The sequence below is a fragment of the Streptomyces sp. NPDC056503 genome, from assembly GCF_042794995.1.
GTDB lineage: Bacteria > Actinomycetota > Actinomycetes > Streptomycetales > Streptomycetaceae > Streptomyces.
The window spans coordinates 1-15,577 of sequence record NZ_JBHTST010000087.1 but is presented as its reverse complement, the minus strand read 5'-3'; the positions used below and the strand labels follow the sequence as shown (position 1 = coordinate 15,577).

Below are 15,577 nucleotides of genomic sequence, written 5' to 3'. Positions count from 1 at the left end.
CTTGGATGCCGTGCCGGGGCCGCGTCGGGGCGTGCCGGGCTGTGCCAGGGCCGCGCTGGGACCGTGTCGGGCCATGCTGAGGCCGCGCCGGGCCATGTTGGGGCCGCGCCGAGGTCCCGACTAGGTCCCGACAAGTTCCCGTCGAGGTCCTGTCGGGGTCCTGCCGACGCCCCGCCAGCGTTCAGTCGGGGACCCTGCCGACGCCCCGCCGACGTCCCACCGGGGTCCCGCCCGAGCCGACGGGGGTCGTGCGCCGGCCCTCCGCTCCCTCCCCCGCCCGTCACCCCCGCGCCGCCGTGCGCTTCCCGCCCGGCCAACTGGCGCATGCCAGGGGCGCATTCGGCTTTCGGGCGCGTGCACCCGGACCCCGCCCCGTGCGCCGTTGTCATGGCAGCATGGCCCCACCGAAACGGACGTGGAGGCGCCGATGCGATGGCTGGTGGGCTGGAGCAGTGTCGCCGCGGGGTACGCCACGACCGCGGGGGCGCGCGCCGGAGCGGCCGACGGAGCCCGTGGCGCGTACGCCGCGCCCGGCGCGTACGGCTCCCCCCTCCCGCCCCCGGCGCGCCCGTACGCCGAGAGCGGCGGGCACGTCGGGGGGCGCACGGTGCAGCCGGTGGGCGCACAGCTCCTGTGGGGCGACCCGGACCCGCTGTGGGCGGTCGGCGACTGGCGGCCGGACGAGGTCCGGGTGGTCTCCCTCGACGACGGCACCCGGCTCGCCGTCCTCGGCTGCTGTGCCGCCGGCGACGACGAACTCCGCCGCGGCCTCGTCACCGCCCGCGGCGGCGCCCTGCGCCACCTCACCGCCTGGCCCGGCAGCTACACCGCCGTCGTCAAGGCCGGCCGCCGGGTCACGGTGACCGGCGACCTCGCGGGCGCCCGGCCCGTCTTCCACACCCCCTGGGAGGGCGGCACCGCCTACGCCACCGCCGCCCTGCCCCTCGCCGACCTCGTCGAGGCCCAGCTCGACATCGGCCACCTCGCCGCGCTGCTCGCCTGCCCCGAGTCCCCGGAGGCGCTGCGCGACTCGACCCCGTACGAGGGCGTCCGCCGCGTCCCGCCGGGCCACGCGCTGATCCTGCGCGAGGGCTCCCGCGAGATCGCCGGGTACGAGACGGTGGCCTCGCTCGCCGTCGCCGCCCCGCAGGCCGAGCCCCGGCAGGCCGTCGAGGCGGTCAGGGACGCGCTCGTGGAGTCCGTACGGGCCCGGCTCACCGCCCCCCGGCACGCCCCCGAGGCTCCGCTGCCGGATCCCGGCCCGGTCCCCGGGATGGGGCCCGCGGACCGGCGGGCGGCCCGCGGCGCCGGCCCCGTGCCCGGCATCGGCGCCGACCTGTCCGGAGGCAGCGCTTCCGCGACCCTCGCCCTGCTCGCCGCCGGACTGCCCGGCGTGCCGGGCACGATCCTCGGGCACGGCGCGGACGCGGGGGAGCGGCTGCTCGCGGTCACCTTCAACGACCTGGCGGCCAAGCCGGGCCCCGGCAGGACGGCCGAGCTGGAGCGGGCCCGCGAGCTGGCCGCGGACCCCCGGCTGCGCCACGTGGTCGTCGCGGTGGGCGAGGAGGCCCTTCCGTACGCCGCCCTCGACGGGCCGCTCACCGACGAGCCCGGACCCGCGCTGGTCACCGCCGAACGCCACCGCAGACGGCTCGCGGGAGGCAGCGCCGACCACTTCACCGGACTCGGCGCCAAGCAGGCCCTGGACGCCCACCCGGCGCGCCTCGCCGATCTGCTGATGGACCGTCGGCGCCGCTCCCTGGTCCGCCCCGTGACGGCCCTCGCCAAGGCGAGCGGCCCGTCGGCGGGCGCCTTCCTGGTGCCGGTCACCGTCTACCGCGCGGCGCGCAGGCTCGCCCGCACCCCCTACCGGGCCGGCCTGGAGACCGCCGCCCGGCACGTCCTCGACGCCAACCGCGACCCCGCCGACACCCACGGCCCGCTGGCCGCCTCCCTCTCCGCCCTCGCCTGGTCCCGGCCGGGGCCGGCGGCCCGCTGGCTGACGGGGGAGGCACTGGCCGAGGTCTCGGCCCGGCTCAACCGCGCGGCCACCCTGCCGCCGACCGTCCAGCGCCCGGGCGAGGCACGCGCGCGTGCGGCCCTCGCCCGGGCGGCGGCGGACCACCGGGTCCTGGAACAGGCCGCCGAGATCCGCGGCCAGCGGCTCCACGCGCCGTTCCTCGACAACCAGGTCGTCCGCGCCTGCCGGGACCTGCCCGAAGCGCTCCGGGTCCAGCCCGACGCGCGGGCCGGGGTCCTGCGCACCGTGCTCGCCGACACCGGCATCCGCGACCTGCCGGCCGGCTGGGGCGCCCCCTACCCGGCGGTCCCCGCCGCCACCGCCCGCGCGGGCCTGCGCGCCGCGCTCCCGACCCTCCTGGCCCTCTTCGAGGCGCCCCTCCTCGCCGACGCGGGCCTCATCGAGGCCGGCACCGTCCGCGACGCCCTGCGCGCCGCGGCCGACGGCGCCCGCGTCCCCCTCGACGGCCTGGCCGACCTCGTCTCCACCGAACTGTGGCTCCACCGCCTCCTCGCCCGCCGAGGCTCCTGCTGGACCGACACGGCCACCCCCCGCGCGCCCCGCGCGGTCCAGGGCCCGCTCGTCCCGGCGTCCCGGTCCCTCCCGGCACGGTGACCGCCCTCGTCGCGGCGGAAGGCCGCGGCACCCCCGAAGCCCGTACCCCCGAAGCCCGTCCACAGGCCGGGGGATCCGGCGGTGCCCCGCGCCCCGATCCCGCCAGGCCGTTTCCTTCGATCAGGCGTCGCGAGCCCGGCAGGATCCGGAAGGGACGGCCCGGGCCTCACCCCGGACACCGCCGGGCCCCGGCCCCACCGGCGCTCGGGGACCCGCCCGGGTAAACCCCGAGGCGTCCCCGGCGCGCGGCGGCCAGAATGGGCCGGTGCGGTATCTCCTCCTCGGCACCACCGAGGCCCTCGGCCCCGACGGCACCCCCCTCCCCCTCGGCGGTGCCCGGCTGCGCGCCCTGCTCGCCGCGCTGGCGCTGCGCGGCGGCCGGGCCGTCCCGGTCGGGGAGCTCGTCGACGACGTGTACGGGGACGAACCGCCGCTCGACGCGCCCGCCGCGCTCCAGGCGCTCGTCGGCCGACTGCGCAGGGCCATCGGCCGGGAGGCCGTCGCCGCCACGCCCGGGCCCGGGTACCGGCTCGTCGCCGGGCGCGAGGACATCGACCTGTACGTGTTCGAGCGCCGCGCCGCGGAAGCCGGCGCCCGCCTCGACGCCGGCGACCCCGACACGGCGGCCGCCCTCCTCAGGGACGCCCTGGGGCTCTTCCGCGGCCCCGCCCTCGCCGACCTGCCGGGACCGGCGGGCGTCCGCCCCGAGGCACAGCGCCTCGCCGCCCTGCGCCGGCGCGTCGAGGCCGACCTGCGGCGCGGCGCCGTCGACGGACTCGTACCGGAGCTGTCCGAGCTGACCGCCACGCACCCGTACGACGAGGGCTTCCACGCCCAGCTCATCCGCGCCCTGCGCGCCGAGGGCCGCCACGCGGACGCGCTCGCCGCGTACGAGGCGGCCCGCCGCACCCTCGCGGAGACCCTCGGCACCGACCCGGGCCCCGAACTGACCGCCCTGCACCGCGAACTCCTCACCCCCGCGCGCCCCGCCCCCACGGAGAAGCCCCGCCCCCCGGCCGAGCCCGCCTCCACGGAGCGTCCGCGGCCCCTCGCGCATCCCGGCCCCACGGAGCGTCCGCGGCCCCTCGCGCACTCCGACAGCGCCCCCCAGCCCCCGCCCGCCGCGTACCCCGACCGAACCCCTCAGCCCCCGCCCGCCGCGCACCCGCCTCCCGCCCCCGCCGACTCCCCGCCCCACGCCGACTTCCCGTCCCCCGACGGCCCCCCGTCCCCCGACGCCCACGCCGTCCCCGAAGGCGGGAACATCCGGCCCCGCCTCACCTCCTTCGTCGGCCGTGAGCCCGAACTCGCCGCCCTCCGCGAGGACCTCGGCCGGTTGCGGCTCGTGACGCTGACCGGGCCCGGAGGGTCGGGGAAGACCCGGCTCGCCGAGGAGGTCGCCCGGCAGGCCGCGGGGCCCGACGCGTGGATCGCCGAGCTCGCGCCGCTCGACGACCCGGGCGCGTTGCCCGGCGCCGTCCTCTCCGCGCTCCGCCTCCGCGAGATCAACCTGATCACCCGCGACGGCACCCCGCTCCAGGACGACCCCACCGCCCACCTCGTCGAGCACCTCGCCCACCGGCCCGGCCTCCTCCTCGTCCTCGACAACTGCGAGCACGTCGTCGACGCCGCGGCCACCCTCGCCGAGACCCTCCTCGCGCACTGCCCGGGCCTGCGGATCCTCGCGACCAGCCGCGAACCCCTCGGTGTCCCCGGCGAGACCGTCCGCCCGGTCGAGCCGCTGCCGCCCTCCCCCGCGCACCGGCTCTTCGCCGAGCGGGCCAGGGCCGTCCGCCCCGCCTTCGACCGGGAGCACGCGCTCGCCGCCGACGGTGCCGACGCCGTGGCGGAGATCTGCCGCCGCCTCGACGGCCTGCCCCTCGCCATCGAACTGGCCGCCGCCCGGCTGCGGCTGCTCACCCCGCGGCAGATCGCCGACCGGCTCGACGACCGCTTCCGGCTCCTCAGCTCCGGAGCCCGCACCCTGCTGCCCCGCCAGCAGACCCTCCGCGCGGTCGTCGACTGGTCCTGGGACCTGCTGGACCCGGCCGAACGCACCCTGCTCCGCCGGGTCTCCGTCTTCACCGGCGGCTGGGACCTCCAGGCGGCGGAGGCCGTGGACGCGGCGGAGCCTGCGGCCGGGGCGGGCGCCCCGGCCGCGGAGGACACCACCCTCACCACGCTGGGCGCGCTCGTCGACAAGTCCCTCGTCGTCGCCGCCCCCACCGACGACGGCGCCATGCGCTACCGCCTCCTGGAGACCATCCACGAGTACGCCGCCGAGCGCGCCGCCGAGACCCCGTCCCTGCTCGCCGCCGCCGAGGCCGCCCACACCGCGCACTTCACGGCCCTCGTGGAGGCGGCCGAGCCGAAGCTCCGCTCCGGGGAGCAGCTCCCCTGGATCGACCGGCTCGAACGGGACCTCGACAACGTGCGGGCCGCCCTCCACCGCACCCTCGTGACCGCCCCCAGGCTCTTCGAGCAGGGAGGACCCCCACCCGACGAGTCGGCCGGCCTCCGGCTGGTCTTCGCCATGGGCTGGTTCTGGTGGCTGCGCAACTACCGTTCGGAGGGCCTGGCCTGGACCCGGCGCGCCCTCGCCCTGGGGGAGGACCCGGAGGACCCGTCGGACCCCCGCCACTGGCCGCGCATGCACCTGCGGATGCTGTCGTTCTTCCTCGCCATGGAGGACGAGAACATGTACACCGGCGATCTCCGCGAGGACGCCGACGCGCTCGCGCTGGTCCGCCGCGTCCGCGACGCCTTCGGCAGGAACCCGGGCCCCGAGTCCGCCCGCTTCCCCGGCCTGCTCTGGCCGTTCACCGCCTACCTCACCGAGGACCCGGCGACGGTCCGCGCCCTCCTCGACTCCGGTGTCGAGATCTGCCGCCGGTACGGCGGCGACTGGGAGACCGGGGTGAGCCTGATGTTCCGCACCCACATGATCGTGGACATGCCCGGAGGCATGAAGGGCGTCGACGAGGACCTGGTCGAACTCCGCGTCCTCACCCGCCGGGTCGGCGACCGCTGGATGGGCGCCCAGGTCGCCTCCGCCGCCGCCGAGGCGAACATGATGCGGGGCCGCCGCGAGGAGGCCAGGGAGGCGTACGAGGAGGCCCTGGGGCTCGCCCGCGAGGTCGGCGCCCACGCCGAGGCCCCGTTCCTCGTCGCCCGGCTCGCCGAGGTGGCCTACCGCGAAGGCGACACGGCCGCCGCCGAGCGCGGTCTCGAAGAGGCCGCCCGGGAGTCCGAGCGGCTGCGCCTCCAGGACGCCCTCGCCTACGTGGACTTCATGCGCGCGGTCCTCGCCCTCGACCGGAACGACCCCGCACGCGCGCGTGCCGCGATCGCCTCGGCGGGCGCCCATGTCCGCGGCGGCAGCCGGCCGCCGCACTTCGTCATCGCCCTGGACGGCTTCGTCGCCCGGATCGAGGCCCAGGAGGGCGCGGGCGCGGCGGCGGTCGGGACCGCCGCCGAGGCCCTGCGCGCCTCCCTCGCCGGCCACTGCGCGGACATCGTCGTGATCGGCCTCGCGGAGGGTCTCGTCTACGCCCTGCACCGGGCCGGCGACGCGGCCCGCTGCGCGCGCGTGGCCGCCGCCGTCGACACCTGGCGGCGGGACGTCTCCCGCTCGGTGCCCGAACTGCGCGAGGCCGAGACGATCGCCGCCGCCTGCCGGGCCGCGCTCGGCGAGGCCGGTCTCGCCGCCGCCCGCGAGGCCGGCGCGGACCTCGCCCCCGACGACGTACTGGCCCTGGTGGAGCCGTACGTGACCGGGGCCGCGGGACCGGTCAGGAACAGCTGATCCTGGACTCCGCCCAGTCGGCGACGGCGGCGCGCCCGAAGGGCGTGTGCTCCTCCACCACGAGCCGCAGCGTGGAGCGGCCGCCGAGGTCCACGCGGACCGGGAGCGCCGGGTCGCCCGGCCGGACCACGGGCGAGCGCCAGAGCCGCTGGTCGTCCCCGTACACGGAGAAGCGGACCCCGCCGGGGCCGAGCGGGGCGCTCAGGTCGTCGACGCCGACCATCGCGTCGTAGCTCGTGCACGGCCGGTTGATCCGGATGAGCAGCGAGGACGGGGCGTGCACGCTGACGCCGTACGCGTAGGTGCTGTCGCCGATCGACATGCCCCGGCGCGCCCACATCCAGGTGCCGCCCTCCTGGACCACCTCGGGCGCGGTGCCGTCGCCGAAGGCCTCGTAGTCGAGTTCGTCGACCTGGTAGACGGCGGGCGCGGGCGGCGGCGGCGGGGGAGGCGTGGTCGGGGGCGGGGTGGGGCTCGGGCTCGGCGGCGGGGTCGTCGGCTTCGGCGTCGGGCTCGGCTTCGGGCTCGGCGTCGGCGTGGGGGTCGGCTTCGGCGAGGGCTTCGCCACCGGTTCGGGCTTCGGCTTCACCACCGGCTTCGGGGGCGGGGGCGGGGGCGGCGGGGTGGTGGGCTTCGGCGCGGGCTTCACCACCGGTCGGGCCTTCGGCGAGGGCTTCGGCGGCGGTGGGGGTTCGGCCGGTGCGGAGGGGGCGGCGGTCGTCGGCGCCGGCCGGGGCGCGGCGACGGGCTGCGGGTCGCCGGCCATCGCCCAGACGAGTCCGGCCGCCGCGGCGACGGCCGCGGCGGCGGCGATCCCGACCTTCGCGGGCGCGCCGAGCCCCTCCGCGACGGCTCCGCCGGAGGCGGAGCCGGAGGTCGATCCGCCGGTGGCGGCCGCCGCGGCGCCCGCGCCGGCCGCGCCCGCCGCGCCGCCGGCGACGATGCCGGCGGCCTTGAGGGAGTAGCCGGCGGCGAACCAGCCGATGACCGCGACCGGGAGGAGCGCCGGGATCCCGGCGTTGACGTGGGCGAGTTCACCGGCGGCGACCCGGCACTTGGCGCACTCGTCCAGGTGCTTGCGCAGGCCGCGCTCGGCCCGCATCCGCAGTCCGCCGCGCGCGTAGGCGCCGAGCCGGTCGGCGTACCGGGCGCAGTCGCCGCCGGCCGTGAGGGCCTGGCTGACGTGGGCCTGGAGGTAGGCCTGCTTGAGGCCCTCGCGGGCGCGGCTGGCGAGGACGGCGGTGGCGTTGGCGGTGAGGCCGAAGAGGGGGGCGACCTCGCTGGGCGACTCCTCCTCGACGGTGGTGTGCCACAGGACGGCCTGCCAGCGTTCGGGCAGCGAGCGGAACGCCTGCATGGCCAGCGACTGTTCGGCCTCCTGCATGGCCCGGACCTCGGCGCCGAGGTCCAGGGTGTCCTGGTCGGAGACCTCGGAGGAGCGGGCGGCGTCGGCGGCGAAGACGGCGAAGTCCTCGACGAGGTGCTCGCGCTTCTGGGTCCTGGCCCAGGTCGCGCCGACCCGCCGGACGGTGGTCATCAGATAGGCGCGGACGGCCTGTTCGGGCCCGGCGCCGCCGCGGACGGCCTGGAGGGTGCGGGCGAAGACCTCGGCGGTGAGGTCGTCGGCGGTGTGCGCGTCCCGGCAGCAGGTCCTGGCGTACCGCCGTACGGCCTCCGAGTGGCGGCGGAAGAGCTCCTCGTAGGCGGAGTCGTCGCCGTCCCGCATGCGCTGGATCAGGTCGGCGTCGGAGGGCGCGAGTTCCCGCGGCGGGGGCAGCACGCCCTCGCCGTCGTCCGCCGGGTCGCCGTCCGCGAGCGGAGCGGGCGCGCCGTCGGTGGCGGGAGGGGGGACGAGGAGGGGCGCGGCTCCGGCCGAGGTGGCCTCGCGCTGCTGCGGCACGCTCGGTTCGCCGGGGCCGCGGGGTGGTCCGTGGGTGCCGGTGGTGAGGCCGCCGGGGCCTCCCTGGCTCGGTACCTGCCGGTCCGGCGGGCCCTCGGCCTCCGCGGCTCCGCCACCGACCAGCGGATCGTCCCGACCGTCACCGCTCATCGCGGAAGCCCCCGTACGCATGCGCAGACCCGAACACCGGGCAAGCCTGCCACACGGCGCGGGCATGCCGAAGCGCCGCGTCCACTTACCACTCGTCCGGGGCGACTTGGCGCACCACGGCGTAACCGCTCACGCGTTCGTGTCACGTCCACTGGTCCATCCGGCCCAGAGGACCGGCCGCGGACCCGACGAGCGGCGGGCGACGAGCGGCGGGTGACGGGCGACCGGATACAGGTACGCACCGGCTACCGGCTACCGGCTACCGGCGCCGGACCACGAGGGTCGGCGCCGGGCGACCGGCGACAGAGGGCGCTACCGCGAGCGCAGGCCCTCCAGGAGGATGTCCAGGAGCCGGGCCGAGGCCGCCGCCTGCTGAACCGGGTCCGGCAGCGCCGGCGCCGAGGTGGCGATGACCAGCAGGACGTCCGCCACGGTCACGTCCGTCCGCAGCTCACCCGCCTCACGGGCCCGGTCGACCAGCCGGCCGACGACCTCCAGGAGCTCCGCCGCACCGGCGTCGTCCCGCTCGCCCGCCGGAACCGCCCGCGGTGCCACCACGCGCGCGTCGGGCTGCTCGCCGAGACCCCGCTGGTACGGCACCCGGGCCGGGCCCTCGGCGTCGTCCACCGACACCGTCGGCTCGTCCACGCCGACCCGCAGCACCTGCGGCGGCAGCAGCCGTCCGGCACCCGAGGCCACCGACGTACGCAGGAACCGGGAGAGCGCCGACCACGGCTCGTCCTCCTGCCCGAGCGCGGCCCGCGCCTGCTCGGTCAGCCGCGCGGTCTCCTCCTCGGCTATCCGCCGCACCAGCACGTCCTTGCTGGGGAAGCGCCGGTACACGGTGCCCACGCCCACGCGGGCCCGCCGCGCCACGTCCTCCATCGGCGCCCCGTAACCGAGCTCGCCGAAGACCTCGCGCGCGGCACGGAGCACGTGCTCCAGATTGCGCTGCGCGTCCACCCGCAGCGGCGCCGCGCGCCCGCCCACGACCGGACCGCCCACGACGGTGCCCGTACCCGCGACGGTGCCGCCGGTCAGCGTGCTCCCGACCGCCGGTGCGGAGGCCACGGCCCCCGCACCCCTGTCGTCGCGCTCCGCGCCGACGACGGACTGCCAACGAGAATCCTGAATCTGCATAAGCGTTCCCCCGCTCATGATGTCTCCCCCCGGAGACTCCCCGCCCTGATACGGGGCTCCCGGCCGGTATGCGCAATCGGTCCACGCGCACGCCGACCCGGCACCCCGACGAACTACGAACATAGTTGAGTCCGGGTCAATTCAGAAGGGGAAGCTCCGTATGGCGAGCCCCCCGATCGGAGCAAGGCGCCGGAGCCGCCGGTTTCACACCCCCCGTCCCACCGCCCACGCCCGCCGTGACCTGCACCGTTGCACTCGGACGCGACGCCCGCGCCACCCCGCGCCTCCGTACCCCTCCGGTCACACAATTCGCCGGGCCTGTGGACAAACACCGGACGGCGATGCCTCATGGGACGGTGACCGAACCTGCGCGCATTCTCGTGGTCGGCGGTGGCTACGTCGGCATGTACACCGCGCTGCGCCTCCAGCGGCAGCTCAGGGCGGAGCTCGGCAGCGGCGCCGCCGAGATCGTCGTGGTCACCCCCGACCCGTACATGACGTACCAGCCGTTCCTCCCCGAGGCCGCCGCCGGCTCCCTCTCGCCGCGCCACGTCGTGGTCCCGCTCCGCCGCGTCCTGGACCGCTGCCGCCTCCTCATCGGCGAGGTCGACTCCATCGACCACGCCAAACGCACCGCGATCCTCACCACCCTCGCCACCGACGAGGAGGGCGCGGGCCCGGTCGCCCTCCGCTACGACGAACTGGTCCTCGCCCCCGGCTCGGTCTCCCGCACCCTCCCGGTCCCCGGCCTCGCCGAACACGGCATCGGCTTCAAGACCGTCGAGGAGGCCATCGGCCTGCGCAACCACGTCCTGGAGCAGCTCGACATCGCCTCCTCCACCCGTGACCCCGCCCTCCGCGACGCCGCCCTCACCTTCGTCTTCGTCGGCGGCGGGTACGCGGGCGTGGAGGCCCTCGCCGAGCTGGAGGACATGGCCCGGTACGCCACCCGCTACTACCACAACGTCAAGCCGGAGGACCTGAGATGGGTCCTCGTCGAGGCGGCCGGCCGGATCCTCCCCGAGGTCGGCGACGAGATGGGCGGCTACGCGGTCCGCGAGCTCCGCGGCCGGAACGTCGACGTCCGCCTGGACACCCGGCTCGACAGCTGCGAGGACCGGGTCGCCGTCCTCAGCGACGGCACCCGCCTGCCCACCCGTACCGTCGTGTGGACCGCCGGCGTCAAACCGGCCCCCGTCCTCGCCGCCACCGACCTCCCCCTCGACGAGCGCGGCCGGATCCGCTGCACCCCGCACCTCACCGTCGCGGGCACCCCCCACGCGTGGGCGGCCGGCGACGCCGCCGCCGTCCCCGACGTCACGGCGGAGGAACCCGGCGCCCCCTGCGCCCCCAACGCCCAGCACGCGGTCCGCCAGGCCAAGGTCCTCGCCGAGAACCTCGCGGCCTCCCTCCACGGCCGCCCGCTCAAGGAGTACGCGCACGCGTACGCCGGCTCCGTCGCCTCCCTCGGCCTCCACAAGGGCGTCGCCCACGTGTACGGACGCAAGCTCAAGGGCTACCCGGCCTGGCTCATGCACCGCGCCTACCACCTCAGCCGGATGCCCACCGCCAACCGCAAGGCCCGCGTCCTCGCCGAGTGGACCCTCTCCGGCCTCTTCAAACGCGAGATCGTCTCCCTCGGCTCCCTGGAACACCCCAGGGCCGAGTTCGAACTCGCGGCCGCCCCACCGCCCCCGCCCCCCGAGACCGGCTCCGACGGGAACGACAAGCCGTCCTCCTGACATCACTGTCAGTGCACTCGTCCACACTGGACGTGTGACCATAGGTGGGCTCACACCTGCACAGCGTGACTCCGCACGGCACCGACACCACGAGGCATACAGATCCGTGAACTTCACCCGTTGGAGCGCCCGGCTCCCCGGCACGCAGCGCCGCGCGGCGCGGGGGACCGAAGGCTCCGTGCCCGCCGCCCGCGGTGAGTACGGTCCGCGGCCGGAGCGACCCACCGAGATCGCCGACGGCACCGGGGGCCCCGAGCACGCGGAGGACACCGTGGACGCCGAGGTCCCCGCCCTGGAGGACTTCTCCGTACGGGACCTCCTCGGCCGGCTCCCCGGCCTCGTCGCCCTCGTGTACGGCCCCGAGCACCGCATCGCGTACGTCAACGAGGCGTACGCCTCCGCCTTCGGCCCCCGCACCCCGGGCGCCCGCGTCGCCGCCACCTGCCCCGAGGCCGAGGAGCTCGGCCTGCTGCCCCTCCTCGACCAGGTCCTGCGCAGCGGCAAGCCCCGCACCGTGAAGTCCCGCCGCACCGCCGACGGCGGCTCGTACACCGTCACCTGCCTGCCCGTCGACAGCCCGCGCCCCGACGGCGCCGGCGTCCTCGTCCACGCCGCCGACGTCACCGACCACGCCGAGGCGGCCGAGCGGCTCCGCGCCAGCGAGCGCCGCCACCGCGAGACCGCCGTCACCCTCCAGCGCTCCCTCCTCCCGCAGGAGCTGGAACAGCCCGACGACCTCCGGATCGCCGCCACCTACCAGCCCGGCGTCGCCGACGCCGCCGTCGGCGGCGACTGGTACGACGTCATCACCCTCGGCGCCGGCCGCACCGCCCTCGTCATCGGCGACGTCATGGGCCGCGGCGTCCGCGCCGCCGCCGTCATGGGTCAGCTCCGCACCGCCGTCCGGGCCTACGCGCGCCTGGACCTGCCCCCGCACGAGGTCCTCCAGCTCCTCGACGGCCTCGCTGCCGAGATCGACGCCAGCCAGATCGCCACCTGCGTCTACGCCGTCCACGACCCCAACGAGGGCAGGCTCGTCTACGCCTCCGCCGGCCACCTCCCGATCCTCGTCCGCGACGAGGACGGCACCGTCCGCAAGGCCGGCGACCCCACCGGACCCCCGCTCGGCACCGGCGGCTGGCTGCACGCCTCCGGCTCCATCGCCCTGCCCCCCGGCTCCACCGCCGTCCTCTACACCGACGGCCTGGTCGAACGCCGCCGCGAGGACATCGACGAGGGCGTCGACGCCCTCGCCCGCGCGCTCGCCGGCGCCAGCGGCACCCCCCAGGTGATCTGCGGCCGGCTGCTCCGCGCCCTCGGCGTCACCGCCGAACACGACGACGACGTCGCCGTCCTCGTCGTCCAGCACCCCGCCCGCGACGGAGCCGACGCCGAGCTCTTCCACAACGCCGCCCTCGAACTCCTCGGCGGCGTCGAGGCCGCCCCCCGCGCGCGTGCCTTCGCCTCCGGAGTCCTCTCCTCCTGGCGCTTCCCCGTCGAGCTCCGCGACCTCGGCGTCCTCGCCACCAGCGAGCTCGTCGCCAACAGCCTCCAGCACGGCACCCCGCCCATGCGCCTGCGGCTGCGCCGCACCGACCGCCGCCTGATCGTCGAGGTCACCGACGGCGACGACCACCTGCCGCGCCGCCGCAGGGCGGAAACGGAGGACGAGGCGGGTCGCGGGATCTCCATCATCGCGACGATCGCCTCGTCCTGGGGAAGCCGCCGCACCCTCGGCGGCGGCAAAGCGGTGTGGTGCGAATTCGCCCTCAAGGAATGAGGGACTAGAGGGCGGCGGTCTCCTTCTCGGGCTGGTGCTGCGCCACCACCCGCGAGGGCCGCACGGCCAGCGAAGGCTGGTTCTGCACCGGCGTGAGCTGCTTGCCGAGCCGCACCGCGAGCACCGTGACGAGCAGCGAGAACAGCACGAAGGTCACGATGTACGGACCGTGCAGCGCCGCGCCCATCGGACCGCCCACGGCGGGACCGACCGCCAGCGCCAGCTGCTTCACCAGGGCGAAGGCGGAGTTGTACGAGCCCACCATCGACTCCGGGGCCAGGTCGGCGACGAGCGGCGCCACGGTCGGCGACAGCATCGCCTCGCCCAGACCGAACAGCGCGTACGTGGAGACGAACGCGGCCGTCGCCATCGCCTGGCTGCCGTGCCCGAGGCCCGCGTACCCGGCGATGATCCACGCCACCGCCCAGATCAGACCCACGGCCGCGATCACCCGGGTGCGCTTGCGGCGCTCCACGAACTTCAGCACCAGGAACTGCGCCAGGACGATCACCGCCGTGTTGGCGGCCAGCGCGAGGCCGAGCGCCGACGGCGCGATGCCCGCGGCCTCGGTGCCGTACGCGGCCAGACCCGACTCGAACTGTCCGTAGCAGGCGAAGAAGAGGACGAAGCCGAGCACGCACAGCTGGACCATCGCCTTGTGGCCCAGCAGCGCCCGGACCCCGCCGCCCTGGGCGCCCCCGGCGGGCCGCGCGCCCTGGAGGGCCGGCGAGCCGCCCGTCCGCGCGGTGCCGACCACCGCGGCGAGGACCAGGAACATCACGGCCTCGATCGAGAACAGCAGCAGGAAGCTGTCCGGCCGGCTCACGTCGACGAGCTGGCCGCCGATCAGACCACCGAGACCCAGACCGAGGTTCTGCAGGAAGAACTGGAGCGCGAAGGCACGGGTCCGCCCGGCGGGCTCGGAGCACCACACGATCATCGTGGCGAGCGCCGGCTGGAGCACCGCCGTCCCCGCACCGAGCAGCGCGGCGGCGCCCACGGCCGCGGGCACGCTCGACGCGAGACCCATCCCCACCGCACCGACCGCGGCCAGCCCGGAGGCGACCAGCAGCACCGGCACGGGGCCGCGCCGGTCGATCGCCCGCCCGCTGAACGGCAGCACCACGAGCGCGGCCATGGCGAAGACGGCCAGCACCACGCCCGCGGTCGTCGCGCCCAGATCCCGCACCTGCGCCACGTACACATAGAGGTACGGCACGGTGAAGCCGAGTCCGAACGCGCTCAGCGCGCTGCCTGCCTGAATCCGGCGCATCGCCGCGCCCCTCGCCTTGGTCACACTCACCCGCTTCGGTCACGGGTTCAGCCCTATACGCCTGAACCCTGAAGACTTAAATCCTAAAGTTCGATCCTTAACAGTACACATAGAAGGACTTCAACGCCAACGAGGACCGTGGGATACTCGCCCTCATGTCCGACACCCCGGAGCGGTCCGCCTCGCAAGAGCCGCAGGAACCGACGCTCGACGAGCAGATCGCCGCCTATCAGCGCGAGTACCGCGAGCTGGACCCCCAGGTGGAGAAGGTGGTCTCCGCCCTCGGCCGGCTGAACCGCCGGATGAACGTGGCGTACGGCCGCCAGCTCGCCGACCTCGGCATCAGCAACGCGGAGTGGGAGGTCCTCAAGACCCTCGTCCTCGCCGGCGCCCCCTACCGTCTGGGCCCCGGAGAGCTGGCCAAGCGCCTCGGCCTCACCCCGGCCGCCATGACCCACCGCATCGACCGCATGGCCGGCGAAGGCCTGGTCACCCGCGACCGGGACGAGAACAACCGCGTCCGCGTGATCGTCGAGCTGACGGACGAGGGCCGCACGAAGTGGCTGGAGGCGATGCGCATGGCCACGGACTTCGAGGAGGAGCTCCTCCAGGACCTCTCCGCCGACGAGCGCGGCGCCCTGGGCGACGCCCTCATCCGCCTCCTGCGCAGGGTCGAGCTGAGCCAGCCCGACGCCGGCGGCCGGCTCACGGACCTCGACTGACCACGTTCGCGCACGTCACCGGAGGGGGGTTGACACCCCCCTGGGGGACGCGTAATGTTCTCCGAGTTGTCACGGAGCCGGAACGGTTCTGCGACAGCCATCCCGCCGCAATAGCGGCACCTCACACCAGCACGATCTCCCGTACGGGATGAATTTCGGCGTGCCGAAATTCAATTCGAACGCCTCGATTATGAGTCGGCCGAAGGAATCCGCTAAGGTTTGAGACGTCGGAACGGCCCAACAGCCGCGAAGACAACCCCCCTGACTGGGAATCAGACGCCGAAAGGATCTGATAGAGTCGGAAACGCCGGAAGGGCCCGGAGCGAAAGCGAAAGGGACCGGAAAGCACCGAGGAAATCGGATCGGAAAGATCTGATAGAGTCGGAAACGAAGGAAGCGCCCGGAGGGCCTGGAAACAGGAACGAAGGAA

8 protein-coding genes are annotated in these 15,577 nt (G+C 75.9%); 5 read left to right on the top strand and 3 right to left on the bottom strand.

Translation table 11 applies throughout. The features are described from left to right. Nucleotides 1-427: 427 nt before the first annotated feature. Nucleotides 428-2,635 (top strand): asparagine synthase-related protein, encoded by a 2,208-nt coding sequence (locus tag ACFQ8C_RS24100; protein WP_383461172.1) that lies wholly within the window; start codon nucleotides 428-430, stop codon nucleotides 2,633-2,635. A 265-nt stretch (nucleotides 2,636-2,900) separates the two neighbouring features. Beyond that, complete coding sequence (locus tag ACFQ8C_RS24095; RefSeq protein ID WP_383461169.1) at nucleotides 2,901-6,440, top strand: BTAD domain-containing putative transcriptional regulator; 3,540 nt, start codon at nucleotides 2,901-2,903, stop codon at nucleotides 6,438-6,440. Here ACFQ8C_RS24095 and ACFQ8C_RS24090 read toward each other — a convergent pair. Next, the gene (locus tag ACFQ8C_RS24090) at nucleotides 6,427-8,490 is read right to left on the bottom strand and encodes a sigma-70 family RNA polymerase sigma factor (protein WP_383461166.1); all 2,064 of its coding nucleotides are present in this window, start codon (nucleotides 8,488-8,490) and stop codon (nucleotides 6,427-6,429) included. The genes ACFQ8C_RS24095 and ACFQ8C_RS24090 overlap by 14 nt on opposite strands. Before the next feature lie 312 nt (nucleotides 8,491-8,802). Then, the gene (locus ACFQ8C_RS24085) at nucleotides 8,803-9,630 is read right to left on the bottom strand and encodes a TetR/AcrR family transcriptional regulator (protein ID WP_383461163.1); all 828 of its coding nucleotides are present in this window, start codon (nucleotides 9,628-9,630) and stop codon (nucleotides 8,803-8,805) included. A 341-nt stretch (nucleotides 9,631-9,971) separates the two neighbouring features. On the opposite strand from ACFQ8C_RS24085, the gene ACFQ8C_RS24080 reads away from it, so the two are divergent. Together ACFQ8C_RS24080 and ACFQ8C_RS24075 are read left to right on the top strand one after the other, a co-directional pair. Beyond that, complete coding sequence (locus ACFQ8C_RS24080; RefSeq protein WP_383461161.1) at nucleotides 9,972-11,372, top strand: NAD(P)/FAD-dependent oxidoreductase; 1,401 nt, start codon at nucleotides 9,972-9,974, stop codon at nucleotides 11,370-11,372. A gap of 106 nt (nucleotides 11,373-11,478) precedes the next feature. Beyond that, nucleotides 11,479-13,152 carry a SpoIIE family protein phosphatase gene (locus ACFQ8C_RS24075; protein ID WP_383461158.1) on the top strand — a complete coding sequence of 558 codons (1,674 nt, stop codon included), beginning with the start codon at nucleotides 11,479-11,481 and terminating at the stop codon, nucleotides 13,150-13,152. A gap of 4 nt (nucleotides 13,153-13,156) precedes the next feature. Here the strand turns inward: ACFQ8C_RS24075 and ACFQ8C_RS24070 are convergent, their stop codons facing one another. Further along, nucleotides 13,157-14,425, bottom strand: a complete 1,269-nt coding sequence (locus ACFQ8C_RS24070; RefSeq protein WP_383461155.1) for an MFS transporter — start codon at nucleotides 14,423-14,425, stop codon at nucleotides 13,157-13,159. A 155-nt stretch (nucleotides 14,426-14,580) separates the two neighbouring features. Here ACFQ8C_RS24070 and ACFQ8C_RS24065 point away from each other — a divergent pair, with 155 nt between their 5' ends. Next, the gene (locus ACFQ8C_RS24065) at nucleotides 14,581-15,147 is read left to right on the top strand and encodes a MarR family winged helix-turn-helix transcriptional regulator (protein ID WP_383461152.1); all 567 of its coding nucleotides are present in this window, start codon (nucleotides 14,581-14,583) and stop codon (nucleotides 15,145-15,147) included. Nucleotides 15,148-15,577 lie beyond the last annotated feature (430 nt).

Excerpts from the sequence above, each read along its gene's own strand:
- ACFQ8C_RS24085 (WP_383461163.1), bottom strand. The coding sequence starts at position 9,630 with ATGCAGATTCAGGATTCTCGTTGGCAGTCCGTCGTCGGCGCGGAGCGC.
- ACFQ8C_RS24065 (WP_383461152.1), top strand. The coding sequence starts at position 14,581 with ATGTCCGACACCCCGGAGCGGTCCGCCTCGCAAGAGCCGCAGGAACCG.
- ACFQ8C_RS24100 (WP_383461172.1), top strand. The coding sequence starts at position 428 with ATGCGATGGCTGGTGGGCTGGAGCAGTGTCGCCGCGGGGTACGCCACG.
- ACFQ8C_RS24080 (WP_383461161.1), top strand. The coding sequence starts at position 9,972 with ATGCCTCATGGGACGGTGACCGAACCTGCGCGCATTCTCGTGGTCGGC.
- ACFQ8C_RS24070 (WP_383461155.1), bottom strand. The coding sequence starts at position 14,425 with ATGCGCCGGATTCAGGCAGGCAGCGCGCTGAGCGCGTTCGGACTCGGC.
- ACFQ8C_RS24090 (WP_383461166.1), bottom strand. The coding sequence starts at position 8,490 with ATGAGCGGTGACGGTCGGGACGATCCGCTGGTCGGTGGCGGAGCCGCG.